The organism is Arthrobacter sp. MPF02, from assembly GCF_046605375.1.
Lineage (GTDB): Bacteria > Actinomycetota > Actinomycetes > Actinomycetales > Micrococcaceae > Arthrobacter.
The window spans coordinates 1,263,306-1,289,932 of the sequence record NZ_CP176772.1; the positions used below are offsets into that span (position 1 = coordinate 1,263,306).

Below are 26,627 nucleotides of genomic sequence, written 5' to 3' on the forward strand. Positions count from 1 at the left end.
AAGGTCCGGTATCCGGCTGCTGACGGCCGCCATCCGCTCCCTACCGCGAACGCACGCGGACGGAGCGGGTGGCGGCCTTCGCCGTCGCAGCCAGTACATGTGCCCCGGCCCTGGCCGGCGCTCCAACTAACCGCCCCAGCCGGCCCATCACGGACGGCGGAAGCCATGCGGCGCGGAGCCGCTGCAGGAACGTGGCATTTTCCCTAAGCGCCAACTCAAGGGCGGCGAGGCGGGCGCCAGCGCCCCCGCCGGTCGGAACCGCCCCGGGCCGCCCGGCGTCGTGCGCCTCCTGGCCCGCCGCCGGCAGGGGCGGGCGGCCGTACCGGTGCCGTTCAAAAGCGGTGGTCAGCACTCCCACGGCCTGGTCCGCGGCCGCGTCCGTCCCACCGGGGTCTCCCAAGTGTCTGCGAAGCCGGCTCGAGTACGCCCGCGGTGTCTCGCTGGTGGCCGGGGCCACGCCATAGTCCCTGCCCAGGTCCAGCAACTCGCTCCAGGCCAGGGGTACGGCTTCGGCGGAATCCCGCGGCCGCAGCCTGCGGGCGCGAAGGCCGGCACGGACGAGGTGCGGTGTAGCGGCGAGGAGGGCGGCGCCCAGGACCCCGCCGACGGTGATCAGAACCGGCAGGAGTTGCACGCCTTCCTCGGTGCTGCCCGCGCTGCCCGGGCCCGGAAGCGGTGCAGCGCTGGGCGCAGGTGCCGGCGCCGGCGTGGACTCGGGAATGAGGTCGTCGTTGTTTTCCACCGCGCCCGGGGCGGCCGGTGCGAAGGACTCGGCCGCGTACTCGGGAACCACGCCCCGGGAGGGCGTCGGTTCGAAGGGCACCCAGCCCAGGCCCTGGAAGTACAGCTCGGGCCAGGCGTGGGCGTCGCGGGCGTCAACTTCGTACTCGGGCAGTGCGCCCTGCCCCGCCACTGTCACCGTTGCCCCCGTCAGCCTCCCCGGAGCGTACCCCACAGCGATCCGGCTGGGAATGCCTTCGAGCCTCGCCATGACAGCCATCGCTGATGCGTAGTGGATGCAGTAGCCGCTCTTCTGCTCCAGGAAGTCGGCGAGCACGGATAGCCCGTTGCCGTCGTAGCCGCCCTGGACCGGTGACTGCAGCGAATAGGTGAACTCCGCCGAGCGGAGGTACCGCTGGATGGCGATTGCCTTGTCATAGGGCGTGGCCGCGGCACCGGCCACAGTGCCGGCCGTGGTCCTGACAATCCCGGGGACATTGCCCGGAATCCTGGTGAAGTCATCCGGAATGTCCCTTACTGCCGCCGGGGACTGGGCCAGGACCTCCGCTGACAGGGTGGGTACCGAAGACGTCACGACGTACTCCTGCCGCCGGGTTGTGGTTTCGGTTCCCTTGATACTCAGTGTGGCCGGATCCCACGTCCAGCGCCCGTCCAGCCCGCGGACGGATTCGGGGGCGTAGGGGGCCGGCAGGTACGGGCTGTTGAAGGTGCCGGTATCGATCGCGGTGATCTGCTGCACCTGGTCGCTCTCGGTAACCGCATAGCCCGGGTCGATCTGTCCCAGGAGCGGCAGCCGCGAAGCGTTGCGGTCGTCCGGGCCCCAGGATTCGCCGTCGAAGTTGTCCACCGTGACGGACCTCAGGTACAGCGGGGTAGCAGCATTTGTGGCGTAGGTGATCCGCCCGCTTCCGTCCGGTGTCCGCAGGCTGTTTCCGAGGGTGATCATTGGATTAAGTCCAGTGGACGTGCCCCAGGGATTAAGCCGGGAGCCCTGCGGAAAGGTGCCCTGGTCGAACCCGGGAATGGCCAGGGGCACCAGCAGGGTCGCCACCAGGGCGGCGGCGCCCGTGAGCACTGCCCGCCGCAGCTGCCCGGGACTGCGTGCGGAATCGGCCTGGGTCCGTGCGTCCGGTGTGAACCACTGGCTGACGGCGAGAATCATCAGGTATCCGGCAACAGCGGCGGTGAAGCCCCAGAAGCCGGCGCTTTGCGGTTTGATCATGGCCGGCACAACCAGGATGGCCAGCAGCCCCACGCCTGTGGCGGCCGGCATCCCAAGGGGTACGGCGAGTGCATCCACCAGGATGACTGCCAGGCCCAGGACGGCGCAGATCACCATGACGATTCCCACGTTGGGTGCCACGGGTGCTGTTTCTGCGAGGACGGTTTCACTGGCGCGGCGGATCAGGCGGTTCAACTCGGTGAGCGTGGCCCCGCTCGGGATTAACCCGAGGAAGCTGGAGCCGCGGAAGAATGTGAGTGTCAGGATGATGCCAAGGGACAGGAAGCCGCCGGCGGTCACCAGCAGGGGCTGGGCGCGCAGTGCCCGCAGTCCAGCCAGGGTGAAACTGACCACCAGCACGGTGGTGAGCACCGGCCAGTACCAGCCCCAGCCCCGCAGCACGCCATTGAGGGAGAGGGCGGCTCCGCAGACGCCGGCCGCGATCGCAGCAGCCATCGCCCAGGGAAAGCCACCAACGCGTGACCTGGCCTCGGGCGCGTTGCCGCCCGGGGTCGACTGTTGCCCGGTTGTGGATGGCCGGGCCGGTGCCATAGTCACTTGGCCACCCCCGCTCCGCGCCGTACCTCTGCCGCAGGGGGCGGCAACTCCATATCCTGGTCAAACTGCCCCCAGGCGGCGGTCACCGCTACCGATGGCGGAACGGCAACGGCACGCCAGCCGCCTTGGCGCAGTGCCTCGAGGACAGCCCCGGCTTCTGCCGGTTTGTCGGTCACCAGGATCGCGAAGGCATTCGTGCCGTAGCCGGCGGCGGGCGCCAGGGACACGGCTTCCTCCTGCGGGATTTTGCCGAGCACGGCGATGAGGGGACCGCGCATGCGGTGCGCGGACAGCTTGTCCATCAGCTGGTCGTCGAAGGCCGGCAGGCCCGGGTCCTGCCCGGCCAGTTTCCGCGGTCCGAACAGTTCCGGCATCGAGAGGCCCCTCCCGGGCCCGTCCAGCGGCCGGCCGTCCCGCCATTGGTGGTGCCCGGTGAGCTGGATGGCGGCGAGGCTTTCGGCGATCGACTGGAGGCCGGCGGCACCGCTGAACTCCTCCGCCTCAGGCTCCGGCGCCGAGGGCGAGTGCAGGAAGGCCGGTTCCCCGCGCGGATCCAGCAGGCGCAGGCCGTAGTTACGCTCGGCCAGATGGGCACTGATGGACACAGCTGCCACCACCGCCCACTCAAAGGCTGCGCTGGTGGCCATGGTGTGACCGTCGTGCCCGGCCAGGCCGGCCGCTGCCGGTCCGCCGGAAAAGGCATGGGCGCGGTGGTCCAAGATGATGGTCGCTTCCGGGGTGGTGACGGATTCCTCCTGCCGTACCATGAGGGTACCGTGCCGCGCGGTGGCTGCCCAGTGGACCCGTCGCATGGGGTCACCGTGGCGGTATTCCCTGGTCATGACATCGTCATCGCTCGGGTTGGCCCGGATCCGGGTGGCAGTTACGCCGTCGTTGCCGCGGGCACCGGCGAGGCCCGTCAGGGGAAGGACGACGGCGGACGGCGTCACGGTGAGGACGTCCCCGTCATCGATGGCCTGGCGGTGCAGCGACAACCCGAACGGATCCGTGAATTCAGCCGTCACCGGGCCGATCCGGTACTGTCCGCGCTGGTCCGACCGCAGGTGGTATTCGTACCGGCTGGTTGCGCCGGTTGCCGAGCGCGAGGGGAACCGGAAGACCGGAGAGTCGCCAAAACCTGATGGCAGGCGTTCTTCCATGGTTGTCCGGCCACTCGCGGTTCCCGTCCGCGCCACCGCAAGCCGGACAGTGGTAGGGGAGGAGGTTTCGACAGGGGACGGGTTGAACTCGCGGTAGACCCGGAACCTCGGCTTGACCAGCCGGATGCCGGCCAGCGAAACCAGTGGCAGCACCAGCAGGAGGACACCGAGCGTCAGGAGGTCCCGCCGCCCCATGATGTGGGCGGCGGCCAGGGCGGCGGCACCAGCGCCGAGCATTCCCCATCCGCGCTGCGTGAAAATGTGCCGCGGCAGCCTGTCCACCAGTGCCATGGCTTCGCCTAGCGGTTCCTGCCCAGGCCGGCAACGGCGGACACCGGCTCGGAACCGGCAGGCTCCTGAGGAACGGGAAGCCTCGACAGGATGCCCCTGAGCACACTGTGCGGCGTCTCACCCGCGCCGGCTGCTTTACGGTCCAGAATGATCCGGTGCGCCAGGACGGCCTCGGCCACCTGCATGACGTCGTCCGGCAGGACGAAATCGCGGCCGTCGAGGGCGGCAGTTGCCTTGGCGGCACGGAGCAGCTGGAGCATGGAACGGGGGCTGGCACCCAGCCGCAGCAGCGTGCTTTCCCGGGTTGCCCGGCCCACTGACACCGTATATTCCTTGACGGCCTGCGAGACGTAAACCTGCTGGACGGTGGCAATCATGGCTGCAACTTCAGCAGCGGTGACCACCGCTTTGACCCTGGCCAGCGGCGAAGCGGCCTGGTGGGTTTCGAGCATCTCGATCTCCGCATCCTTGTCCGGATAACCCATTGAAATCCGCGCCATGAAGCGGTCCCGCTGCGCCTCCGGCAGCGGGTAGGTCCCCTCCATTTCAATCGGATTCTGCGTGGCGACAACCATAAAGGGTTCATCCAGCTGGTAGGAGTTGCCGTCCACGGTGACCTGGTGCTCCTCCATGCACTCAAGGAGCGCGGATTGGGTCTTTGCTGAAGCACGGTTGATTTCGTCGCCGATAACGATATTCGCAAAGACCGCGCCGGGTCGGAATTCGAACAGCCCGGAGGACTGGTTGAAGATGGACACACCGGTCACATCGGAGGGCAGGAGGTCGGGGGTGAACTGGATGCGGTTGACCGAACAGTCGATGGTGCGGGCCAGCGTCTTGGCCAGGAGTGTTTTGCCCACGCCCGGAACGTCCTCCAGCAGCAGGTGGCCTTGTGCCAGCAGCACTGTCAGGGCCAGCTTGGCAGCGTCCGATTTGCCATCGATGACCGTATTAACGGTTGTCAGGATCCGCTGGCTTGCCTCGTAGAACGGGCCCTGATCCATCGGCGCCGCGTGGCGGTGGCCGTTCAAGTTGCTAACAGGCTCGGCAACACCCGCGATACTGGCGGTGGCAGCGCTTCCATCGTTGGCAACTCGTCGGTGGGATTCCATCGGCAACCTTTCAGCCCGGGTTTCACCTGGACGGGACAGCAAGCCTGCCATCGCCCCTCGGTGGGCGTTCGCATCTGTTCGTACCAGACTACTAACACAACTGGCGCAGCAGACAGAGAGTTCCGGCAAAAATGGGGGGCCCCAACCCCGTTAGGCTGGATGGATGTGCAATCCGCTGACCCCCGACGCCTACCGCACCATCCACGCCGGCAATGACGACCCGGGCGCAAGCGGCAGGAAGCAGGAGTTTCCTCCCGCCCCGGAACCCCTCCCGGTGCCCGTGATGGACAACCACACCCACCTTGATTACCCGGACGGAAAGGCGCCTGTAGCGCTTAAGGCGGCGCTTGATGCTGCAGCGGCCGTCGGCGTCCAGGGCGCGGTACAGGTGGGCTGCGACCTTGAGTCCTCGCGGTTCACCGTCCAGGCGGTGGAGCAGGACGAGCGGCTGCTCGGAGCTGTGGCCCTGCACCCCAACGATGCGCCGCGGTATGCGGCCAGGGGCGAACTGGAGGACGCCCTCGGCGAGATTGAGCGGCTGGCGAAGCATCCGAGGATCCGGGCCATCGGTGAAACCGGCCTGGATTTTTTCCGTACAAAAGGCGAAGGCCTGGCCCACCAAAAGTACTCCTTCCGGCGCCACATCGATATCGCCAAGCGTCTGGATCTGACGCTGCAGATCCACGACAGGGACGCTCACAGCGAGGTTGTGCAGGTCCTCCGGGAGGAGGGCGCTCCCGAACGTGTTGTTTTCCACTGCTTTTCCGGTGACGAAGAGCTCGCGAAGATCTGCAACAGCGAGGGCTGGTGGATGTCCTTCGCCGGAACACTCACCTTTAAAAATGCCTCAAACCTGCGGGCAGCGCTGGCTGTTGCCGACCCCGGCCTGGTTTTGGTGGAAACGGACGCCCCGTTCCTGACGCCGCACCCTTACCGGGGCCGCCCGAACGCTAGCTACGTGGTGCCCTACACGGTGCGGGCGATGGCCGAATTGACAAACATGGACCTCGGCCGGCTGTGTGCCGGGATCACCGAAAATACGGTGCGCGCATACGGATCCTGGGCCGCCTGACGTATCCGTCCGGTTATCCTGACGCCATACCTGGTATGCAAATTTCTTGGCCACTTTATAACGCTACGGTTACAGTGGTCAACTGTTAGCCGGGGTCGGGGAAGGCCATCGGGTAATTCACTTCCATAAGCAGCACGATGTGCCGGTTCCTTATCCCGGCCTGACCGCTGCGCGAAGTGTGGCGGCGCAGCGGTGCCCGGACTGCCTGGATGAAGGGCCGTGCCGGGTATTTTAGTGCGCGATCCCCGTGCCCGGATGGACCGACAGTTACGGGCAATCGTGGTCAAGTTCTTCACAACGGACGGCAAGTTCAGCTCTATCAAGGTTGGCGCCCAGTTGCTGGTGCTGTGCGCGCTGGTAGTGGGGCTGGTTGCCTTCGTCGGCAATAACAAAACCGTCACGCTCAACGTTGACGGGAAGGTAACGTCCGTGCAGACGTTCGGGGGAACTGTGGGCCAGGTGGTCAAGAGTGCGAACCTGGAGCTCAAGCCTACGGACAAAGTTTCACCCGCCTTGGACGCTTCCGTCCGGAACGGCACCGTCATCAACGTCAACCAGGCCAAAGAGGTCCAGGTCAGCCTGGACGGGGCCGAGAAGACAGTCAACACCACCGCGCGGGACGTTGCCGGCCTGGTGACCGAGCTTGGGGTGGCCAGCGCTTCCTCGGTGTCCGCTCCGCGCGACGCCCAGCTCGCCGTCACAGGCTCGTTTGTGTCCATCTCCACGCCCAAGACCGTCAGCATTGTGGCCGACGGCAAGGTGAACACCGCCACCACCACTGCAGCCACGGTAGGCAAGGTCCTCGAGGATGCCGGGTTGACCCTGGGGGCCAACGACCGCACCTCCCAGCCGGCCAACGCCCACGTGGTGAACAACATGGTGGTCAAGGTTTCGCGCGTTGACAACGCCCAGACCGCAGTGACCACCGAGGATGTCCCGTTCGAAACCGTGATCACCGAAAGCGCTGAGCTTTTGAAGGGCGAACGGAAAGTTGCGCAGGAGGGGTCCGCCGGCAAGCTGGAAAAGACGTTCAAGCTCGTCCTGGTAGACGGCCGCGAAGCGTCCCGCACTCTCGTCTCCGAGACCGTCGCCGTGCAGCCGGTCGCGGAAAAGGTGACTGTGGGTACCAAGCCGAAGCCTGTGGCCCAGGCCGCTGCCCCAGCCGGCAACAACACCGGTGCTGCTGCCCCTGCCATGATGAACGAAGCCATGTGGGACAAGATTGCCCAGTGCGAGTCCGGCGGAAACTGGAGCATCAACACAGGTAACGGGTACTACGGCGGACTCCAGTTCGACATCCGGACGTGGATCGGTGCCGGCGGCGGAGCCTATGCCCCGAACGCCAGCCTTGCCACCAAAGCCCAGCAAATCGACATCGCCAACAGGGTCTACGCGCAGCGCGGCCTGCAGCCCTGGGGCTGCGGCTGGGCAGCCAGCAGGTAACCAACCCGCACTCGTGCAAGCGGCCGGGCCCGGATGATCCGGGCCCGGCCGCGGCTGTATAGGATACCTAGGTGACTGAACCCATTCCCGCCGCGCCTGCGCCGCTTCTTGGTGCCTCCGATATTCGCCGGCTGGCAGAGGAAATCGGGGTCAGGCCCACTAAAACGCTGGGCCAGAACTTCGTCATTGACGGCAATACCATCCGCAGGATCGTGGCTGCTGCCGGTGTGGCGCCGGAGGAGACGGTGCTGGAGGTCGGTCCCGGGCTCGGATCCCTGACGCTGGGGCTGCTGGACGCTGCTGCCTCTGTAGTCGCCGTCGAAATCGATCCGGTGCTCGCCGCGAAACTTCCGCACACGGTGCAGGAGTGGCGGCCCGCAACCGCAGGTAATTTCCACCTGGTCCACGCCGACGCCATGAAGGTCACGGAACTTCCGGTCCGGCCCACCGCACTCGTGGCCAATCTGCCCTACAACGTGGCGGTCCCCGTGGTGCTGCACCTGCTGGAGCATTTTCCGGGCCTGCAGCACGGGCTTGTCATGGTCCAGGACGAGGTGGCGGACCGCCTCGCCGCCGGCCCCGGCTCCAAGACGTATGGCGTCCCGTCCGTTAAAGCAGCCTGGTACAGCCACATGCGCAAGGCCGGTGTGATCGGCATGAACGTATTTTGGCCCGCACCCAAAATCCACTCCGGGCTGGTGGCCTTCACGCGGCGGGAACCACCGGCCACTGCGGCAACGAGGGAACAGGTTTTCGCCGTTGTGGATGCAGCGTTCGCGCAGCGGCGCAAGACCCTGCGCGCCGCCCTCGCCGGCTGGGCCGGGGGAGCGCAGGAGGCCGAACGCTGCCTGGTGGCGGCCGGCGTCGACCCCGCCGCCCGCGGTGAAGTCATCGACATCGCCGCGTTCGCGAGGATTGCCGAAGCCAGGGAGACCGGGGCGTGACGGCGCGGCCGGGCCGCTTCACCGCCCGGACAGTCCGGGTCAAGGCTCCGGGCAAGGTCAACGTGTCGCTCGACGTCGGGCCGCTTCGCCCCGACGGCTACCACTCCGTGGCCAGCGTCTACCTTGCGGTGTCCCTCTATGAGGAGGTGGCGGCAACCAGCACCGAAACGCCCGGTATCACCATCAGCCTCAGCCCGGACAGCACGGTTGACCTGGACACGGTGGACATTCCGCTCGACAGGAACAACCTTGCGTACAAGGCTGCGGCCATCATGGCGGACGTCTCGGAGCACTCAACGGGGGTGCACCTGGAAATTACCAAGCGGGTTCCGGTGGCGGGCGGCATGGGCGGCGGATCGGCTGACGCGGCGGCCACGCTCCTTGCCTGCGACGCCCTGTGGAACAGTGGCCTCTCCCGTGAAGAGCTGGCCCACCTCGCGGCCGAACTGGGCGCCGACGTCCCCTTCTCGCTGCTGGGCGGCACGGCCGTGGGTCTGGGCCTTGGCGACAAGCTGTCCCCGGCGCTGGTAAAGGCGCAGACCCACTGGGTGCTGGTAACGGCCGACTATGGGCTTTCCACCCCGGAGGTGTACCGGACCCTGGACCGGTTGCGGGAAGCCGAGGGAGTCGAAGCCGACGAGCCGGCCGGCGTCGATCCGGAGATCCTGACCGCGCTTCGCGGCGGGGATGCCGAAGCGCTGAGCCGCGTCCTGGTCAACGACCTGCAGCGCGCGTCCATCAAACTCTCACCGTCGCTTCGGGATACGCTGGGCATCGGTGAGGCGCATGGAGCAATCGCCGGCATCGTGTCCGGATCCGGCCCCACGGTTGCCCTGCTTGCCGATGATTCCGTGGCGGCGGAAGGCCTGGCGGAGGAGCTGCGGCGCCGCGGGTTGACCGCGCTCGCCGTCCACGGTCCCGTTCCCGGTGCCCGCATCATTTCCGACATCCTGATCTAGCACCTTTTCCACCCGAGCAGTAGAAAGCAGTTCCCTTTGGCACACCTTCTTGGCGGCGAGAACCTCACGGTTTCCTACGCAACCCGCACCGTCCTGGACGGCGTCACCCTGGGCCTTGAGGAGGGGGACCGGATTGGCATGGTGGGCCGCAACGGTGACGGCAAGTCCACCCTGATGAGGTTGCTGGCTTTGCGGTCGACGCCGGACGCGGGCCGGGTCACCAAGCGCGGTGACGTCAACATCGGCTACCTGGACCAGAGCGACGTGCTCGACGGCGACCTGACCGTGGGTGCCGCGATCGTGGGTGACCAGGCGGATTACGAGTGGGCACGCAACCCGCGCATCCGCGAGATCATGGGCGGCCTGGTGTCCGACGTCGACTGGCACGCCAACGTCCACTCCCTTTCAGGCGGTCAGAAGCGGCGGGTTGCCCTCGCCAAGCTTCTGATCGAGGACCACGACGTCATCATGCTGGACGAGCCCACCAACCACCTCGACGTCGAGGGCGTCGCCTGGCTGGCACGGCACCTGAAAACCCGCTGGCGGGCCAACCAGGGCGCATTCCTGGTGGTAACCCACGACCGCTGGTTCCTGGATGAGGTCTGCACCAAGACCTGGGAAGTCCACGACGGGATCATCGACCCGTTCGAGGGCGGGTACGCCGCGTATGTCCTGGCCCGCGCTGAGCGGGACCGGATGGCCGCCGTCGTCGAGGGCAAGCGGCAGCAGCTGGTCAAGAAGGAGCTCGCCTGGCTGCGCCGCGGCGCGCCGGCGCGGACGTCCAAGCCGAAGTTCCGCATCGAGGCAGCGAACGTCCTCATCGCCGACGTGCCGGCCCCACGGGACTCCATGGCACTGAGCAAAATGGCAACGGCGCGCCTGGGCAAGGACGTGCTTGACCTCGAGCACGTCTCGCTCAACTTCGAGGGCGACGACGGCCGGAGGCTCTTCGACAACATCACCCTCCGCCTCGCCCCTGGGGAGCGCTTGGGCATCGTGGGCGTCAACGGCGCCGGCAAGACGACACTCCTCAAGCTGCTGAACGGGGAGATTGCCCCCGACGCCGGCAGGCTGAAGCGCGGCAAGACGGTGGTCACCGCGGTGCTCACACAGGAAGTGAAGGAACTCGACGACGTCGCGGACCTGCGGGTGATCGAGGTCATCGAGCGGGAAAAGCGTTCCTTCAACGTGGGCGGCAGGGAGTTCACCGCGGGCCAGCTGGTGGAGCAGCTGGGGTTCACCAACCAGAAGCAGTGGACACCCGTCAAGGACCTCTCCGGCGGTGAGCGCCGACGGCTGCAGCTCCTCCGGCTGCTGGTAGGCGAACCGAACGTGCTGATGCTCGACGAACCCACCAACGACCTCGACACCGATACCCTCGCCGCCGTGGAGGACGTGCTGGACGGCTGGCCGGGCACCCTTGTGGTGGTCAGCCACGACCGCTACCTCCTGGAACGCGTCACGGACCACCAGATGGCCCTGCTTGGCGACGGTAGGCTCCGCGGCCTGCCCGGTGGCGTGGACCAGTACCTCGAGCTCCGGGAAGCAGCCCTGGCCGGGTCCACCGTAACCGGCGGCGGCAACCCCGCCAATGCCGGAGGCCCGGCCCAGGCAGCCGCAGCGTCCGGCCCCTCCGAGGCGGAACGGCGCGAAGCCCGCAAGGCACTCAACAGGATCGAGCGCCAGCTCAGCAAGCTCGAGCAGCAGGAAAAGAAGATCCACGACCAGATGCTCAAAAGCACCGAGGCCGCGGACTACGACGCCCTCGCCGAACAGAACAAGCAGCTCAAGGAACTCGCCGACGAAAAGGAAGCCCTCGAACTGGAGTGGCTGGAAGCGAGCGAGCTCCTCGGCGAGTGACAAGGGTGACGCATGCACGAGCGGCGAAGGACCCCTGGACCGCGAAGGCGACCAGGGCTATGGCTCGGACTTCAGCTCCGGGTCCTTCTTGAGCCCGGTGAGGCCGTTCCAGGCGAGGTTTACCAGGTGCGCGGCGACGGTGTGCTTGTCGGGCTGGCGGCTGTCCTGCCACCATTGGCCGGTCATGGCCACCATGCCCACGAGCATCTGCGCGTACATGGCGCCGTCCTCGCCGCTGAAGCCGCGGCGGGAGAATTCGTCGGAGAGGATGTGCTCCACGCGGGCGGTGACGTGGGAGAGCAGGGTGGAAAAGGCGCCTTCGGGCTGGGAGGGCGGTGCGTCGCGCATCAGGATCCGGAAGCCTTCGGTGCGGTCCTCGATATAGGTCAGAAGGGCCAGGGCGGCGCGTTCCACCAGGACGCGGGGTTTGGCCTCCTCGGCAAGTGCGGCGGTGATGGAGTCCAGCAGGATGTGGAACTCGTAGTCCACCACCTCGGTGTACAGCCCTTCCTTGGAGCCGAAGTGCTCGTAGATGACGGGTTTGGACACACCCGCGCAGGCGGCGATTTCCTCGATGGTTGTGCCATCAAGCCCGCGGACGGCAAAGAGGCTGCGCCCGACGTCGACCAGCTGGCTCCGGCGCTGGCGTCCGGTCATCCGCGTCCGCGGCGGGTTGTTGCTCACATTCCCATCATGCCCTACAGGGTTGCGGCGGCTTTCCGCGCGGCTGCTGCGGGGCGCCGCGGGCCCGTGTCGCGCGGCGCCCCGAAGCCGTGGCAAAATAGGGACTTGTGCCCGGGCCTTGCGCCTCCGGCATGGTCCGCTCTGGTGTAACGGCAGCACCCCGGCCTTTGGAGCCGTGGAGTATAGGTTCGAATCCTATGGGCGGAACTGTTGTGCGACATGTTCAGTAGGATGACACCCGGTACCGGGCCGGAAGGCCGGCCCGGACACCGCAAACGCCAGCGTAACCCAGGCAAGGAGAGCCCGTACGTGATCCCCGAGAAGGCCGGCCCGGCCGCCGTAATCGTTCTGGCAGCAGGAGCCGGTACGCGGATGAAGTCACGTACCCCCAAGATTCTCCACGAAATCGGTGGCCGGTCCATGGTGGGGCACGCACTCCTGGCGGCCCGCAGCATCAACCCCCGGCAGCTCGCCATCGTGGTCCGCCATGAGCGGGACCTGGTGGCAGGCCACGTGGCTGAGCTCGACCCCTCTGCATTGATCGTGGACCAGGATGAGGTTCCCGGCACCGGCCGCGCCGTGGAAGTGGCGCTGCAGGCCCTGGACGCGGACCAGCCGTTGACCGGCACCGTTGTGGTGACCTACGGTGACGTGCCGCTCCTGTCCGCGGAGCTTCTGGCGGAACTCGTCGCCACTCATGAGAAGGAAGCGAACGCTGTCACCGTCCTGACCGCTGTCCTGGACGACGCCACCGGCTACGGCCGCATCCTGCGGGGCGGGGACGGCACGGTCACCGGGATCCGGGAACACAAGGACGCAACCGACGCCGAACGGCTCATTGGCGAGGTCAATTCCGGCATTTACGCCTTCGACGCCGGTGTGCTGCGCGATGCCCTGGCCAAGGTCACCACGGACAACGCACAGGGGGAGAAGTACCTCACCGACGTGCTCGCCCTGACAAGGGAGGCAGGCGGCCGGGTGGCCGCCGTCGTCACCGCGGACCGCTGGCAGGTGGAAGGCGCCAATGACCGCGTCCAGCTGGCCGCGCTCGGCGCGGAACTCAACCGCCGCACTGTAGAGGCCTGGATGCGTGCCGGCGTTACCGTGGTGGATCCCTCCACCACCTGGATCGATTCCTCCGTCACTCTCGACGAGGACGTCCGGCTCCTGCCCAACACGCAGCTGCACGGCGCCACCACCGTGGCGAGGGACGCCGTCGTCGGCCCCGACACCACGCTGACCGACGTCACCGTGGGGGAGGGCGCCAAGGTGGTCCGCACCCATGGTTCCGGCTCCGTGATTGGGGCGCGCGCCGCCGTCGGACCTTTCACCTACCTGCGCCCCGGCACGGTGCTTGGCGAGAAGGGCAAGATCGGCGCCTTCTATGAAACCAAGAACGTGACCATCGGCCGCGGCTCCAAGCTGTCCCACCTCGGCTACGCCGGGGACGCGGAAATCGGCGAGGACACGAACATCGGCTGCGGAAACATCACTGCCAATTACGACGGCGAGAAGAAGCACCGCACCGTCATCGGCTCAGGCGTCCGTACAGGTTCCAACACGGTCTTTGTTGCCCCGGTCACCGTGGGGGACGGCGCCTACAGCGGCGCCGGAGCGGTGATCCGCAAGGACGTTCCCGCCGGGGCGCTGGCGCTCACCGTTGCGGCGCAGCGCAACACCGAAGGCTGGGTGCCGGCCAACAGGCCGGGAACCCGCTCCGCGGAACTGGCCCAGGCGGCCGCCCAAGACTCCTCAAGTACCCCGGCATCTACAGAAGAGGGCAAGTAATAATGAGCGAAATTACGGCGCACGGCGAGAAGAGGCTGGTGCTCGCCACCGGGCGGGCCCACCCGGAGCTGGCCCGGGAGATCGCAAAGGAACTCGGCACGGACCTCCTTCCGGTGGACGCCTATGACTTCGCCAACGGTGAGATCTACGTGCGCGCCGGCGAGAGCGTCCGCGGTACGGACGCCTTCGTCATCCAGGCGCACCCGGCCCCGCTGAACAACCACCTCATGGAACAGCTGATCATGATCGATTCGCTGAAGCGGGCCTCTGCCAAGCGGATCACTGTGGTGTCGCCGTTCTACCCCTACTCGCGCCAGGACAAGAAGGGCCGCGGCCGCGAGCCGATCTCCGCCCGGCTCGTGGCGGACATGTACAAGACCGCCGGTGCCGACCGCATCATGAGCGTGGACCTGCACACCGCCCAGATCCAGGGCTTCTTCGACGGCCCGGTCGACCACCTGATGGCAATTCCGCTGCTCGCCGACTACCTGCGCACCCGCGTGGACGCCGACAACATCACCGTGGTCTCACCTGACACCGGCCGCGTCCGCGTGGCCGAACAGTGGGCCGAACGGCTCGGCGGCGCTCCGCTGGCATTCGTGCACAAGAGCCGTGACCTCACGGTCCCCAACCAGGCTGTGTCCAAGACCGTGGTGGGGCAGATCGAGGGCCGCACCTGCGTGCTGATCGATGACATGATCGACACCGGCGGAACCATTTCCGGGGCGGTCAAGGTGTTGAAGAACGCCGGCGCCAAGGATGTCATCATCGCGGCCACTCATGCCGTGTTCTCGGAGCCGGCGGCTGAGCGGCTCGCCGAGTCCGGTGCCCGCGAAGTGGTGGTCACCAACACGCTTCCGCTCAGCTCTTCGCAGCGGTTCCCGCAGCTGACCGTGCTGTCCATCGCGCCGCTGATCGCGCGCGCCATCCGCGAGGTGTTCGACGACGGTTCCGTCACCAGCCTGTTCGACGGCAAGGCCTAGCCCCTCCGGTGGTTTGGGCCTGTGGAACTGGTTTCGACAGGCCCAACCACCGGGAGCGGGCACCGTTTACAGGAAACCGGCCCGGCGCTGGTAGACTGTTCTGCGATACCTTGGCGAGGGAGAGCAACCGGCATGCCGGTTGCAGGTCTCCGTGATCGACTGGGTCTGATTTGCCCCTTCCGGGGCGCCTTCTTGAAGAGCTGCCAGCGGGCGGCCCGGCGTTGAAGGTCACACCAGACCTCCGCCCTTGCTGAATACCCCCTGATCTTCAAGGAGATTTCCATGTCTGAGCAGAAGCTCGCAGCAGAACTGCGCACCGAATTCGGCAAGGGCTACGCCCGCCGCGCCCGGATGGCTAACCTGATCCCCGCCGTCATCTACGGCCACGGCGCAGAGCCCATCCACGTCACCCTGCCGGCCAAGGCCACTACCCTTGCAGTCCGCACCCCGAACGCCCTGCTGTCCCTGGACATCAACGGCGAAGGCCACCTTGCCCTGGTCAAGGACATCCAGCGCGACCCGATCAAGCAGATCATCGAGCACATCGACCTCCTGACCGTCCGCCAGGGCGAGAAGGTCACGGTTGACGTTCCCGTCCACGTTGAAGGCGAGTCCGCTGCCGGCACCGCGCACAACCTGGAACTGACCGTTGTGTCCCTCGAGGCTGAGGCAACCCACCTGCCCGAGGCCGTCACCGTTAGCATTGAAGGCCGCGCCGCCGGCGAGCACATTCACGCTTCCGACCTTGCCCTGCCCAAGGGCACCGTCCTGCTGACCGACGCTGAAGCCCTCGTGGTGAACATCTCCGAGGCCGTGGCCACCGAGGAAGAGGGCGCCACCGAAGGCGGCGAGGCTGTCTCCGGCGAAGCTTCCGAAGCTGCAGAGAAGGCAGCAGCCGAGTAACCACCCGGTTGTTCGCTTGGCAGTGGCCGGATCCCGCCGGGATCCGGCCACTGCCATGTCCGCCGCCGTAAGCCTTGCTCGCACCAGCCCACCCTAGGATTGATCCCATGACTGACACCTGGCTGATCGTCGGCCTCGGCAACCCCGGACCCCAGTACCAAGGCAACAGGCACAACGTCGGCCAGATGGTCCTTGATGAACTCGCCGGCCGGATGGGCTCCGGCTTCAAAACCCACAAGGCGCGGGCGCAGGTGGTCGAAGGCCGGCTGGGAATCGGCGGTCCGCGCGTGGTCCTGGCAAAACCCATAACCTATATGAACGTCTCCGGCGGACCTGTCTCGGCGCTGGCCAACTTTTACGGCATCGCCGCTGACCATGTGGTGGCCGTGCACGACGAGATTGATATCCCCTTCAATACCATCAAGCTCAAAATCGGTGGCGGCGAAGGCGGCCACAACGGCCTGCGCGACATCAGCAAAGCACTGGCCACAAAGGACTACCTTCGGGTCCGGGTCGGCGTGGGGCGCCCGCCGGGCAGGATGGACACGGCAGATTTTGTCCTGCGGGATTTCGCGTCTGCCGAGCGCAAGGAACTGCCTTTTTTGCTGGACGATGCAGCAGATGCCGTCGAGGCGCTGCTGCGCGACGGGCTCACGGCGGCGCAGCAGAAATACCACCCCGCGAAGGCCGGGCAATAGCAACATAGAAACTTAAACCCGTTTCAACCTGTTTCCCTGTCGGTACCACGAGGTAGTCTTCTAGCTATGCGGGGGAGCAATGGGGCTACATCCCGCTATCGGGGATGTAGGGGAAAAGTTCATGTCAATCGAGCCACTTAGCTGGGGACGTGGGTCAACACCTCACGACGTCGGGCTGCGACCGCAAAGCTCCGCTACACCGGGGCAGCACTGGTCCGCGCCCGCCCGCAGCGCGCATCTTGAAACTGTCCGTACGGCTCTGACCAGTGAAAACTCCCTGGGGGCGGTCATCACGGGCGGCCGGGGTGTGGGTAAGTCGTCCCTCGCCCGTGCAGCCGTGGCGGACCTCGGACCGGACGTCTGGTCGCTGCAGCTCCGCACCGGGCCCGCCGGCGCCTCAACACCCTACGGCTGCCTTTCCTTCCTGCTGGCCCGGCTGCCGCAGGCCTACATGGGTTCGCCGACAGCCATCCTCCGCGGAATCACGTCGCTGATCCGCAGCGACGCCGCCGGCCGTCCCTGCGTCATCACCCTGGACACCTCCAGCAGCATCGACGACATGAGTGCGGGCGTGCTCCTGAACGTCCTGCTGACCGGCACCGCCAGGATCATCGCCGTGGCACCGGGCATCAGCGACCTGCCGGCTGACTTCCACTGGCTTTTGACGGACCGGCGGCTGACCGAGGTGCGCCTCAGCAACCTCAACGAGCTGCAAACCCGCCAGGTCCTTCTCTCCCTGCTCGGCCACCGGGTTTCCGCCGCCCTGGTCGACACCTACCACCGCATGGTGGGCGGCAACCCGCTCCTGCTCAAGGCCCTCGTCACGGAACAGCAGCTGTCCGGCAACCTGGTGCTGTCCGACTCCGTCTGGACCCTGCGCGACAAGGTGGTGCTCGACGGCGCTGCCAGCCTTGATGACATCGTGCGGTCCCGCTGGTCCAGGGAAACACCCGAGACCCGGGAAGTCATTGAGATGCTGTCCTGTGCCCGGCGGGTGGAGCTGTCCCGGCTGACGGCAATCTACAGTGCCGTTGTGGTGGCTGACATGGAGGACGGCGGCCTGCTGGAGATCGACGACTCCGATCACCGCTGGGTGTCGCTGCGGGAAAAGTACATTGGCGACGTCGTGCGGACCTGGCTGTCCATTGCCAGGCGACGGGAACTTCGCGCGGTGCTGCTTGGCGGCAAGGAACCGGACCCTGTTGCCATGACGGTTGAAGAGCTGATGGCCTTCGCCGCGTGGACCCATGAGTGCGAGGCCGAGCTCAGCCCTGCACTGGCCCTCGCAGCGGCGGAAGCTGCCGTCCAGTTATTCGACCCCAAGTTCGCCTTGACTTACGCGGACATGCTGAAGCGGACGGACCCGCAGTGGGTTCCCGCCCAGCGCCACAAGGCCGCCGCCTACCTGCAGCTGGACATGCCGGTCCAGGCACTGGCAGCCCTGGACGATATCTCGCGCCCCGAGCTCGACGCCCTGGACGATGTTGAGGAGTACGCCCGCGTTGTCGCCGCCAAGGCGAGGGTCATGATGAGGCTTCCTGAACAGGCAGGCAAGGTCCCCGGCCTCCTTGATGAAGCCCGCAAGCGGCTTGCGCCGGCCGGAAAAGAAGCCGCGTGGCCCGAGCCGGCAGCGGCAGCGCTGAACCAGGTCACGCTGAGCGGGTTCGAATACCGGGCCTTTATGGGTGATTACGCCGGCCTGATTCCTGCCCTTGAGGCGGCGGCTGATCCGGCCTCGAACCCGGACGCCGGATACCGCATGCACTCAGCCATCATCCTGATGACTGCACTGGCCCTGACCGGCAGGGAGATGGACGCACTGGGCCTGATGCGCCAGCTCGGCGGCCAGATCAGCGATGCCTCCAACGTGGTGGGGCTGCGCGAGCGGTATAGCCGGGAGGCATACCTGGTGCTGTTGATGGCCGGCCAGTGGCGGCGGTGCATCGACCTCCTGGGTACGCAGAGCGTGGAGGAACCATACCGGCTTCCCTACGGCAGCGCCGCTGCCGAACTGGCCACAGGAATCGCATACGTGTACTCCGGCCGTGGCGCAGCCGCACTCGAGCCCTTGATGTCAGCCACCGCCCAGCTGGAGCTGCAGCCCGTCCAGAGTGCCCTTCGGTTCGCTTACTCGGCAACGGCACTGGCCCACGCACAAACCGGCAATGCCGCGCAGGCCCGCAAGTTCCTCGCAAAGCTGCAGCGGACCCCCGGCACAACCGGCTTCGTCACGGAGAGCCTAATCAGTTTTTGTGCCCTGGTGGCCGGACGCTGGCTCAATGACCCCGATGCCGCCGCCAACCTCAAACAATCCGCGCGACGGAACATGGAGGCCGGGCTGTACACCATGGCCGGCATCGAACTCCTTGCCGCGACCGTGAACGGAAGCGACGCCGATTTCAAGCTCCTGGAGGAGATCGCGGCCCACCGCCAGGGCCCCCTGGCAGAGGTCTCCCGGCTCATCGCCCTGGGCACCCGTACCAAGGACGCCAAGGCCCTCCTGGCCGGCGGGGAGCTCGCCGCCACCCTGGAACTGGACGCCGTTGAGGCCCGGTGCATGGCGTTGGCCGTGGACTTCGCGCGCCAGGACGGGGACTCGATCGCGGCCCGGACGGCCCAGGCCCGGCTCGACATCCTGGCGGCAACAGTCACAAACCTGCCCATCGTGCCCAGCTCCGGCAGCCCCCTGCTTACCAGCAGGGAGCGCCAGATCGCCCGGCTCGCCGGCCGGGGTGCATCGAACCGTGACATAGCGCTGGAAATGGGCGTATCAGTCCGGACTGTGGAAGGGCACCTATACCAGGTGTTCACCAAGCTCGGCGTAACCTCCAGGGGTGATCTGACTGGACTCGTCTAACGGACACAAACCTGCAACAGCACACCGGCTCCTCAGCGGACGCCGGGAGCCGCTGGAACGGATCTGCAACCTCGTCCGGAACCGCACCAGCCAGGCCGTTTTCGTCATGGCCGGTCCCGGCATTGGAAAGTCCTCCCTTACCGAGGCCATCAGCGAACGCCTCGCCGGCGAACTGAACATCCTGCAGATCCATGGGAGCTCCGCCCTGGCCGCGGTACCGTTCGGGGTCCTGACCCCCTACACGGCCGACCTGACGGCCGAGGAGTCGGTCTCGCCCGTCGCGGTCCTGCGGTCCATGTGGACCTACTTCGAGAAACTCAAAGCCGGCAACGGTAACGCCGTCCTCCTTGTGGTGGACGACGCCCATTACCTGGACGAAGCCTCGGCGGGCGTGCTCGCGGACCTGATTTCGGCCGGCTGGGCCAGTGTGGTGGCAGCCGCCCGGCCGCGGCCCGGACTGCCGCAGCCCCTGGACCAGCTGTGGTACGACGGCCTCGCCGAGCGGCTCGATCTTCGCCCGCTCACCCGGGACCAGATAGAAGAAGTCCTGGAGCATCTGCTGGACGGGACCGTCCCCGGTGCCACCATCGATGCGGCCTGGATGGCATCCGGCGGTAACCCGCGGCTGCTTGACGCGCTGCTCCATGACGCCGCCGAGGCAGGCATTCTGTCCAAGCGCAACGGAATCTGGATCCTGCTGGGCTCCCTGCCGGCTGACGGGGCCCGGCTGACGGCAGTGGTGTCGAAGGACCACATCCGGCGGCGGCCCGAGGAACAGGAAGCACTGAAGCTCGTCGCGCTGGCCGGTCCCGTGGGCAGGAAGGTCATCGAGGACATCTGTGGAGCTCCGGTGGTCCGGTCACTCCTGGACCAGCAAATGATTGTGGAAACATCAGGTGTCCCGGCCGAGCTATCCCTGTGGAACAAGCTTTTCGCCCGCGCCATCAGGAACACCATTTCCGTATCGCGGAGCCTTCAGCTGCAGGAGAAGATCCGCGCCCACCAGAACGGCACCGTGCTGCGCGGGGAAGGCAAACTCCGTTCCGTTGAGTGGGCCCTGGAGTGCGGCCTGCGCGTAGCCGACACCGACCTGCTGGAGGCCGCCCGCGAAGCGCTGGGCAGGTTCCGCAACGACAGCGCCCGCTCAATTGCCGCCAGGGTGCAGGATCCGGACCTGGCCCCGCTGGCGCGCGCGGTCCAGGCCCGGGCGCTGTACAACGAGGGGGCGTACGCCGGCGCCGCCGCCCTGCTTGATGGTTGCTGGCGTGAGCTTGCCGACCACGTCGAGGGTCCTGCCGTCCTGCTGCTGCTGGTGTCCGCCCATCAGGCCGCCGGACACCAGTTCGCTGCGGTGGCCGAGGACGTGCTGGAACAGGCAGGGAGGCCGGCTGACGGCGGCGTGCTGTGGCAGGAGGAAATCCTTCGCTTGCTGAAGGCGGGCGGCGAGGTGGATCACAGGACGGTGGCCGCCGTCGTCGAAACCATAAGGAACCGCCCGATTCGGGAGGGAGCTGCCGGCCAGCCCGCAACAGCTGTGGGCGAGGCGCTGCTGGCCCATGCCCTGACAGCCGCCGGACGCCCGGCGGACGGCCTGGACGCCGCGCTCCTGGCAGCCTCGGAACTGGCGCCGCTGGAGGGCAGCCTGTTCTTCTTCCCTGAGTTCGCGCTGGGGCGCCTTGTTATCAGCTACCTGGCCATGGGGGAGTGGGAGTCGGCGGAGCGGGAACTGGACAGCTACGCCGCCGGCCACGCGGCCGGAGCCGTAACATTCGACGGCAGCCTGCAGCTGCTCCGCGGTTACTCAATGCTGCGGCAGGGCCGGATGGAGCGTGCTTACCAGCTGCTGCTGCCCGCCGTGGAAGCACTCCGGCTCAACGATCCCCTCCAGCTGTTCCGTTTTGGCTCGTCCCTCGGCTTTTACGCCGCGGCACGGCTCGGTGATGCAGCCCAGGCGAAGCGGCTGGAGCAGGACTACAAGGACGCCGTTACCGGCGGACCTGCCCACGACCTCCTTGCCGGCGCCTATGCCGCCGCGGCCGCCGAATACCTGTCCCGTGACGGTAAGGGCCTTGCCTCCCTGCACACGATGATGACCGCTGCAGAAGCGTCCGGCAGGACCGGCCAGCTGCTCGAACTCCTGGCCGTCTGCTGGGACCTCGGGGACCCGTCGGTGATCCCCATGGTGCAGGACACCGCCAGGAACGTGCAGGGCCGCTGGGCTGAAGCCATGCTTGGACTTTCTACAGCCTGGGAAGCGGCTGACGGCGACGGGTTGATGCAGACGGCCGCATCCCTGGAACAATCCGGTTTCGTGAACCTCGCCCGGGAAGCCTACGCGCGGGCCAGCTCCGTCCTGGACCAGGCAGGGGAAAAGCGCAGGTCCCGGCAGGCCGTGGCGCAGCGGGAAAAATGCGACCACGAGTTGGGCGAACGGTTCCGGGAGGGCCGCTTCATCGCCGCAGCCCCGGCCGTGCATCTCACCCGGCGGGAGCAGGACATCGTGGAGCTTGCCGTGCAGGGGCTCACGGACCGTGAAATAGCGCAGCGCCTCATGGTGTCCGTCCGTACCGTGGAAGGTCACCTCTACCGGACCTACGTCAAACTTGGCGTCCGCAGCAGGGACGAACTGGAGTCCGCGCTGCCCAAGTAGGAAGCAGCAATCCAAGACCGCCACAGGCAGCCGTAACCCGCTGCCGGGCTTCGTCCTGCGCCGGGCAGGTTCCGCCCATCTCCGCTTTGCCCGGCCTAGGTAGTGCCCCGGCGCCGAAATCGAGTACACCCTACTCGTGCACAGGATGTTGCTGCGGGATTTACTTAAGGAGGCAAAGCGGTCCGGCAGAACGAACGCCGGAACGGTTGCCGGCAGGACATAGGGCCTCTTTGACTTCCGGTTCCGCAAAGGACCGGGCCAAGACGGGGCCGGCGACGTTAGAGTCTTCTGAGACCGAGACTCTCCCCCCAGCCGTCGCCGGCCCTCCGCTCCGCGGGCTGAAGCCCGGAGCGGCTGTGGCGGCTGCCCCTCCAGGGCGGCCGCCACAGCCGTGCTGTGGGACAATTGAGTGTCATCCATTGGCATCCCAAGGAGATCGTTTTGGCCGTAGTATCAACGCCTGCCACCCTGGAGCAGGCGCCCCCGGTCCTGGACAATGCCGAGGTGTTGCGGATCCGCAATGATTTTCCCGTCCTGGACCAGCTCGTCAACGGGCGGCCCCTGGTGTACCTGGACTCCGGTGCCACCTCCCAGAATCCCCTGAGCGTCATCGAGGCTGAGCAGGAATTCTACGAGCAGCGGAACGCGGCAGTGCACCGGGGTGCCCACCACCTTGCCGTCGAGGCGACCGAGGTGTTCGAGGACGCCCGGCAGGCGGTGGCGGACTTCATCGGTGCGGACTATGCGGAGACCATCTGGACATCCAACGCCACCGAGGGCCTCAACCTGGTTTCCTACACGTTGTCCACCGCTGCCCTCTGGGCGGCGCAGGGCCGCGGCGATGCGGCCCTCAAGGAACTGGCGCTGCGCCCCGGTGACGAGATCGTGGTGACCGAGATGGAGCACCACGCGAACCTCATCCCCTGGCAGGAGCTGGCGTTCCGCGCCGGGGCCACCCTCCGGTACATCCCCATTGACGACGCCGGCAGCCTGCGGATGGAGGAAGCCGCCGGGATCATCGGACCCCGCACCAGGGTCCTGGCGTTCACTCACGCGTCCAACGTCCTCGGCACCATCAATCCGGTCCGCGAACTTGTGGCGTTGGCCCGTGCCGCGGGGGCCCTCGTGGTGCTGGACGCCTGCCAGTCGGCACCGCACATGCCCCTCAACGTCAAGGACCTGGACGTGGACTTTGCCGTCTTCTCCGGGCACAAAATGCTCGCGCCCACCGGCATCGGCGTCCTGTATGGCAAGCAGGAACTGCTGGATGTCTTGCCGCCGTTCCTGACGGGCGGCTCCATGATCACCACCGTGACCATGGAACGCGCGGAGTACCTTCCGGCGCCGCAGCGCTTCGAAGCCGGAACCCAGCGTATTTCCCAGGCCGTGGCCCTCGCGGCGGCTGTGAACTACCTGACGGAGACCGGGCTGGACCGGATCCACCGCTGGGAGGCCGAACTCGGCGAACGCATGGTGTCCGGGCTTGAATCACTTCCCGGCATCCGGGTCCTGGGGCCGGCGGCTGGCGAAGAGCGGATCGGACTGGCCGCGTTCGACGTCGAAGGCGTCCACGCCCATGACGTGGGACAGTTCCTGGACTCGCGCGGGATCGCAGTGCGTGTGGGCCACCACTGCGCGCAGCCGCTCCACCGGCGCCTTGGGCTGACAGCCACCACCCGCGCGAGCGCCTACCTGTACAACACCACCGACGACGTCGACCGGTTCCTGGACGCCGTATCCGGTGTGCGGGCCTACTTCGGCGCCTGAAGGATCGAGGGTAACCGATGAGCCTTGACCAGCTGTACCAGCAGATCATCCTGGACCACTCCAAGGCCCGGCACGGCAGCGGCCTGGCGGACACCGAGGCGCCGGCAGGTTCGACCACCGGGCAGTCGCACCAGCTCAACCCCGTCTGCGGTGACGAGGTCACCCTGCGCCTCGCAGTGGAGGACGGCAAGGTGGCGCAGGTTTCCTGGGACGGCCAGGGCTGCTCCATCTCGATGGCATCGGCCTCTGTGCTCACTGAGCTCGCCGAGGGGATGACCGTTGCCGAGCTCCAGGAGGTCATCGACAGTTTCCGGGAAGTCCTCCGGTCCCGCGGCAAGGTGCATGCCGATCCGGAGCTGCTGGGGGACGCGGCCGCGTTCGAAGGTGTGGCGCGCTACGCGGCCCGGGTCAAATGCGCGATGATCTCCTGGGTTGCTGCGGAAGACGCCCTGAACCAGGCTGCCTGACGGCCTGCCGGCCGCAGGCAGGAACCAGGCATACAAAAAGGCTCTCCTCCGGCCGGGAGGAGAGCCTTTCTGCAGGCGGACTAGCCGAACAAACCCATAATGCCGATGAGGGCCGTGGCCGCGCCCAGCACCATGGAGATGCTTACGAGCACCACGTGCACGGTCAGGAACTTCGTTGCCTTGCCGGACGAATCACGGGCACGGGGATCCTTCATGACCCGGCGCAGGAACTGCGGCCACACCACCAGGGACCAGACGCCTGCCACGATCAGGACGAGCGCAGCGAAAACGGGCAGCTCCACGGAATCAGTGGCTTTCGAGCCAGGCCTGCGCCTGCTTGGCCTGCAGGTTGAGGGCCTTGGCAACCATCGGCTCGGCAGCATCGGCGATCTTGCCGCCCAGGAACGGTACGGAGGACTTGACCTCGCCTTCAAGCTCAACACGGGTTCCGCTGGCCTCGGCCACCAGGCGCTGGACGGCGGTGACATCCACGGGCGCGCCGGCGATCTTGAGTGAGATGTTGCTCTGGCGCGATCCGTCGGCGGCGGGTGCGCTCCAGTTTTCCACCTGCGTCACCTTCAGGTGCTCGCCGACGAACTTGCGGGCAATCTCGGGGAGGCGGGTGGTGGGCAGGGTGCGCACGGAGGTGGCGCTGAAGCCGCCGGCTACGTCGCCGTCAACGGTGAAGGATTCCAGGTTTCCGCCTACCAGCTGGCTGACGTGGCGCTGGAAGTCCTCATTCACCAGGACAGCTGCGACGCTGTCGACGGAGTGGGGAAGGGAAGTGGTTGCGCTCAGGGCCATGGGTCCTCCTGGGACGTTGGGGAACGGATTTAACTCAAGACATCCTACGGGGTCGCGGCCTGGCGCTCGCATCCACGAGCTTTTGCGCCGCCCCGGTGATGTTCCTGGCCATTGCCGGAAAGATCAGGCTGTGGAACGGCAGGACCGCCAGCCAGTACAGGCGCCCGCTGAGCCCTTTGGGGAAAAAGATGGCACGTTGCCGGTACCTGCTGCCGTTCCCGTCCGGATCCACCGAAAGTTCCAGCCAGGCCCGCCCGGGGGCACGCATCTCAGCGCGGAGCCGCAGGAGCCTTCCCCGGTCGATGCGCTCCACCCGCCACCAGTCCACCACTTCGCCGGCGGCCAAAGTATGGGGGTGCCGGCGCCCGCGCAGCAGCCCGGCGCCGCCTGTCAGCTTGTCCAGCCAGCCGCGGACCTGCCAGGCAAGGGGCAGCGAGTACCAGCCGTTCCGGCCGCCGATCCCCTCGATGACCGTCCACACGTGGTCCGGATCGACCTCCCCGTGGAACGTGCGTTCGTCGATGTACACCTTGTGGCCCGCCCACTCCGGGTCGCTCGGCAGCGGATCGGATGCCACCCCGGCGTTGGCCCAGGTGGTCTCCACCTGGCCGTCCCGTTCCTTGCCCAGCGCCAGGGCGACGGCTGTCCGGTAAGGCGTCAACCCGCCGTCGGGCTTTGGAATGTATCGGTCAACGTCATGCTCGCCGGACACGGCGTCATGCTGCAGGGACTGGACCAGGGGGAACGCCATGGCCAGCGGAATGGGCGTGGTCAGGGCCACCCACATACCCGCGAGCTTGGGTGCCGGGACGGGCAGGGCGAGCACCACGCGGTAGGGGAGGCCGGCCTCGGCCGCATATTCCTGCATCATCCCGGCATAGGTCAGCACCTGGCGGCAGCCGATATCGAAGGTCCTGTTGACTGGCCCGTCCAGGGAAACCGCAGCCACCAGGTAGTGCAGGACGTCCCGGACCGCTATCGCTTCGATCCTGTTCCGCACCCAGCTGGGCGCCGGCATCAGCGGCAGCGTCTCGGCCAGATGCCGGATCATCTCAAAAGACGCCGAGCCGGAGCCGATCACCACCCCTGCCTGGAACACGATGGCGTCCACCGGGCTGTCCAGGAACAACTGGCCCACAGCTTCCCTGGACCGCATGTGCGTGGACAGTTCCACGTCCTTCGGGTGCAGGCCGCCCAAATAGACGATCCTGCGCACCCCGGCGTCGGCCGCGGCCTGGGCGGCAACTGCGGCCATCTTTTTTTCCTTGGCTTCGAAGCCGGCCCCGGCGGCCATGGAGTGGACCAGGTAGTAGAAGACGTCGACGCCGGCCAGCGACTTCCGCAGCGTGTCGCCGTCGTCGAGGCTGCTTTCCACCACCTCCACACTGTCCCGCCACGGGACCCCTGCGATCTTGTCCGGCGAGCGCACCAGCACCTTCACGGTGTGCCCTGCCTCAAGGAGCCTGGGCACCAGCCGGCCACCGATGTAGCCGGTTGCGCCGGTCACCAGGACTGTCTTCGGTAAGCGTTCGGTATTGATTGCGGTCATGCTGGCTCCTTGTTCGTCCTCAGCGGTTCGGAGCGGACGCCCGGGTGGACGGCCCCGCCTTAGATGGCGCTGCCCCGCCAGCCTGGGCGCCTGCCCGGGATGTCAGTGGTGCGGG

General features: G+C 67.0%; 21 protein-coding genes and 1 tRNA gene. 14 read left to right on the top strand and 8 right to left on the bottom strand.

Annotated features, from left to right (window positions below; translation table 11 throughout):
• Positions 1–40: 40 nt before the first annotated feature.
• The 4 genes from ACLH0K_RS05980 to ACLH0K_RS05995 all read right to left on the bottom strand — a co-directional run bounded on the left by ACLH0K_RS05980 (position 41) and on the right by ACLH0K_RS05995 (position 5,084).
• Positions 41–2,521, bottom strand: a complete 2,481-nt coding sequence (locus tag ACLH0K_RS05980; protein WP_411375904.1) for a DUF3488 and transglutaminase-like domain-containing protein — start codon at positions 2,519–2,521, stop codon at positions 41–43.
• The gene (locus ACLH0K_RS05985; RefSeq protein ID WP_411376418.1) at positions 2,518–3,363 is read right to left on the bottom strand and encodes a DUF58 domain-containing protein; all 846 of its coding nucleotides are present in this window, start codon (positions 3,361–3,363) and stop codon (positions 2,518–2,520) included. The genes ACLH0K_RS05980 and ACLH0K_RS05985 overlap by 4 nt, the downstream gene beginning before the upstream one ends.
• 172 nt (positions 3,364–3,535) lie before the next feature.
• Positions 3,536–3,925 carry a primase-helicase zinc-binding domain-containing protein gene (locus ACLH0K_RS05990; RefSeq protein ID WP_411375905.1) on the bottom strand — a complete coding sequence of 130 codons (390 nt, stop codon included), beginning with the start codon at positions 3,923–3,925 and terminating at the stop codon, positions 3,536–3,538.
• 55 nt (positions 3,926–3,980) lie between these two features.
• A complete protein-coding gene (locus ACLH0K_RS05995; RefSeq protein ID WP_411375906.1) occupies positions 3,981–5,084 on the bottom strand; it encodes an AAA family ATPase in 1,104 nt (367 codons plus the stop codon).
• A 163-nt stretch (positions 5,085–5,247) separates the two neighbouring features.
• Here ACLH0K_RS05995 and ACLH0K_RS06000 point away from each other — a divergent pair, with 163 nt between their 5' ends.
• From ACLH0K_RS06000 to ACLH0K_RS06020, 5 genes are all read left to right on the top strand, one after another.
• Positions 5,248–6,156 carry a TatD family hydrolase gene (locus ACLH0K_RS06000; RefSeq protein WP_411375907.1) on the top strand — a complete coding sequence of 303 codons (909 nt, stop codon included), beginning with the start codon at positions 5,248–5,250 and terminating at the stop codon, positions 6,154–6,156.
• 255 nt (positions 6,157–6,411) lie between these two features.
• A complete protein-coding gene (locus tag ACLH0K_RS06005) occupies positions 6,412–7,599 on the top strand; it encodes a ubiquitin-like domain-containing protein (protein WP_411375908.1) in 1,188 nt (395 codons plus the stop codon).
• Between the two features lie 71 nt (positions 7,600–7,670).
• Entirely contained in the window at positions 7,671–8,543 is an 873-nt protein-coding gene (rsmA, locus tag ACLH0K_RS06010) for a 16S rRNA (adenine(1518)-N(6)/adenine(1519)-N(6))-dimethyltransferase RsmA (protein WP_411375909.1), read from the top strand.
• Entirely contained in the window at positions 8,540–9,502 is a 963-nt protein-coding gene (locus tag ACLH0K_RS06015) for a 4-(cytidine 5'-diphospho)-2-C-methyl-D-erythritol kinase (protein WP_411375910.1), read from the top strand. Before rsmA ends, ACLH0K_RS06015 begins: the two co-directional genes overlap by 4 nt.
• Before the next feature lie 36 nt (positions 9,503–9,538).
• Positions 9,539–11,362: an ABC-F family ATP-binding cassette domain-containing protein gene (locus ACLH0K_RS06020; protein WP_411375911.1), complete on the top strand. Its 1,824-nt coding sequence runs from the start codon at positions 9,539–9,541 to the stop codon at positions 11,360–11,362.
• A gap of 57 nt (positions 11,363–11,419) precedes the next feature.
• Here ACLH0K_RS06020 and ACLH0K_RS06025 read toward each other — a convergent pair whose 3' ends face one another.
• Positions 11,420–12,046 carry a TetR/AcrR family transcriptional regulator gene (locus tag ACLH0K_RS06025; protein ID WP_411375912.1) on the bottom strand — a complete coding sequence of 209 codons (627 nt, stop codon included), beginning with the start codon at positions 12,044–12,046 and terminating at the stop codon, positions 11,420–11,422.
• 135 nt (positions 12,047–12,181) lie between these two features.
• On the opposite strand from ACLH0K_RS06025, the gene ACLH0K_RS06030 reads away from it, so the two are divergent.
• The 9 genes from ACLH0K_RS06030 to sufU all read left to right on the top strand — a co-directional run bounded on the left by ACLH0K_RS06030 (position 12,182) and on the right by sufU (position 24,159).
• Positions 12,182–12,253, top strand: a tRNA-Gln gene (locus ACLH0K_RS06030).
• A 102-nt stretch (positions 12,254–12,355) separates the two neighbouring features.
• Positions 12,356–13,834 carry a bifunctional UDP-N-acetylglucosamine diphosphorylase/glucosamine-1-phosphate N-acetyltransferase GlmU gene (glmU, locus tag ACLH0K_RS06035; RefSeq protein WP_411375913.1) on the top strand — a complete coding sequence of 493 codons (1,479 nt, stop codon included), beginning with the start codon at positions 12,356–12,358 and terminating at the stop codon, positions 13,832–13,834.
• Positions 13,835–13,836: 2 nt separating this feature from the next.
• Complete coding sequence (locus ACLH0K_RS06040) at positions 13,837–14,817, top strand: ribose-phosphate diphosphokinase (protein WP_411375914.1); 981 nt, start codon at positions 13,837–13,839, stop codon at positions 14,815–14,817.
• A gap of 282 nt (positions 14,818–15,099) precedes the next feature.
• Positions 15,100–15,720: a 50S ribosomal protein L25/general stress protein Ctc gene (locus ACLH0K_RS06045; protein WP_411375915.1), complete on the top strand. Its 621-nt coding sequence runs from the start codon at positions 15,100–15,102 to the stop codon at positions 15,718–15,720.
• A gap of 107 nt (positions 15,721–15,827) precedes the next feature.
• Entirely contained in the window at positions 15,828–16,418 is a 591-nt protein-coding gene (pth, locus tag ACLH0K_RS06050; RefSeq protein ID WP_411375916.1) for an aminoacyl-tRNA hydrolase, read from the top strand.
• A gap of 121 nt (positions 16,419–16,539) precedes the next feature.
• Positions 16,540–19,275, top strand: a complete 2,736-nt coding sequence (locus ACLH0K_RS06055; RefSeq protein WP_411375917.1) for a LuxR C-terminal-related transcriptional regulator — start codon at positions 16,540–16,542, stop codon at positions 19,273–19,275.
• Positions 19,262–21,925: a LuxR C-terminal-related transcriptional regulator gene (locus ACLH0K_RS06060; RefSeq protein WP_411376419.1), complete on the top strand. Its 2,664-nt coding sequence runs from the start codon at positions 19,262–19,264 to the stop codon at positions 21,923–21,925. The genes ACLH0K_RS06055 and ACLH0K_RS06060 overlap by 14 nt, the downstream gene beginning before the upstream one ends.
• Before the next feature lie 441 nt (positions 21,926–22,366).
• Positions 22,367–23,692, top strand: coding sequence for an aminotransferase class V-fold PLP-dependent enzyme (locus ACLH0K_RS06065; protein WP_411375918.1), 1,326 nt, complete (start codon positions 22,367–22,369; stop codon positions 23,690–23,692).
• Positions 23,693–23,709: 17 nt separating this feature from the next.
• Positions 23,710–24,159 (top strand): Fe-S cluster assembly sulfur transfer protein SufU, encoded by a 450-nt coding sequence (sufU, locus tag ACLH0K_RS06070; RefSeq protein ID WP_411375919.1) that lies wholly within the window; start codon positions 23,710–23,712, stop codon positions 24,157–24,159.
• An 80-nt stretch (positions 24,160–24,239) separates the two neighbouring features.
• On the opposite strand, the gene ACLH0K_RS06075 is transcribed toward sufU, so the two are convergent.
• Genes ACLH0K_RS06075 through ACLH0K_RS06085 form a run of 3 tightly spaced genes read right to left on the bottom strand, consistent with a single transcriptional unit; the run spans position 24,240 to position 26,512 of the window.
• Positions 24,240–24,461 carry an SCO4848 family membrane protein gene (locus ACLH0K_RS06075; RefSeq protein WP_138136538.1) on the bottom strand — a complete coding sequence of 74 codons (222 nt, stop codon included), beginning with the start codon at positions 24,459–24,461 and terminating at the stop codon, positions 24,240–24,242.
• Positions 24,462–24,465: 4 nt separating this feature from the next.
• Positions 24,466–24,963 carry a DUF2505 domain-containing protein gene (locus tag ACLH0K_RS06080; RefSeq protein ID WP_138136539.1) on the bottom strand — a complete coding sequence of 166 codons (498 nt, stop codon included), beginning with the start codon at positions 24,961–24,963 and terminating at the stop codon, positions 24,466–24,468.
• Between the two features lie 34 nt (positions 24,964–24,997).
• Complete coding sequence (locus tag ACLH0K_RS06085) at positions 24,998–26,512, bottom strand: SDR family oxidoreductase (protein ID WP_411375920.1); 1,515 nt, start codon at positions 26,510–26,512, stop codon at positions 24,998–25,000.
• Positions 26,513–26,627: the final 115 nt, after the last annotated feature.

Coding starts and splice junctions, on each gene's coding strand:
- ACLH0K_RS05990 (WP_411375905.1), bottom strand. CDS start 3,925: ATGGGGAATGCTCGGCGCTGGTGCCGCCGCCCTGGCCGCCGCCCACAT.
- ACLH0K_RS06000 (WP_411375907.1), top strand. CDS start 5,248: ATGTGCAATCCGCTGACCCCCGACGCCTACCGCACCATCCACGCCGGC.
- ACLH0K_RS06055 (WP_411375917.1), top strand. CDS start 16,540: ATGTCAATCGAGCCACTTAGCTGGGGACGTGGGTCAACACCTCACGAC.
- ACLH0K_RS05985 (WP_411376418.1), bottom strand. CDS start 3,363: ATGACCAGGGAATACCGCCACGGTGACCCCATGCGACGGGTCCACTGG.
- pth (WP_411375916.1), top strand. CDS start 15,828: ATGACTGACACCTGGCTGATCGTCGGCCTCGGCAACCCCGGACCCCAG.
- ACLH0K_RS05995 (WP_411375906.1), bottom strand. CDS start 5,084: ATGGAATCCCACCGACGAGTTGCCAACGATGGAAGCGCTGCCACCGCC.
- sufU (WP_411375919.1), top strand. CDS start 23,710: ATGAGCCTTGACCAGCTGTACCAGCAGATCATCCTGGACCACTCCAAG.
- ACLH0K_RS06085 (WP_411375920.1), bottom strand. CDS start 26,512: ATGACCGCAATCAATACCGAACGCTTACCGAAGACAGTCCTGGTGACC.
- ACLH0K_RS06045 (WP_411375915.1), top strand. CDS start 15,100: ATGTCTGAGCAGAAGCTCGCAGCAGAACTGCGCACCGAATTCGGCAAG.
- ACLH0K_RS06005 (WP_411375908.1), top strand. CDS start 6,412: ATGGACCGACAGTTACGGGCAATCGTGGTCAAGTTCTTCACAACGGAC.
- ACLH0K_RS06080 (WP_138136539.1), bottom strand. CDS start 24,963: ATGGCCCTGAGCGCAACCACTTCCCTTCCCCACTCCGTCGACAGCGTC.
- ACLH0K_RS06040 (WP_411375914.1), top strand. CDS start 13,837: ATGAGCGAAATTACGGCGCACGGCGAGAAGAGGCTGGTGCTCGCCACC.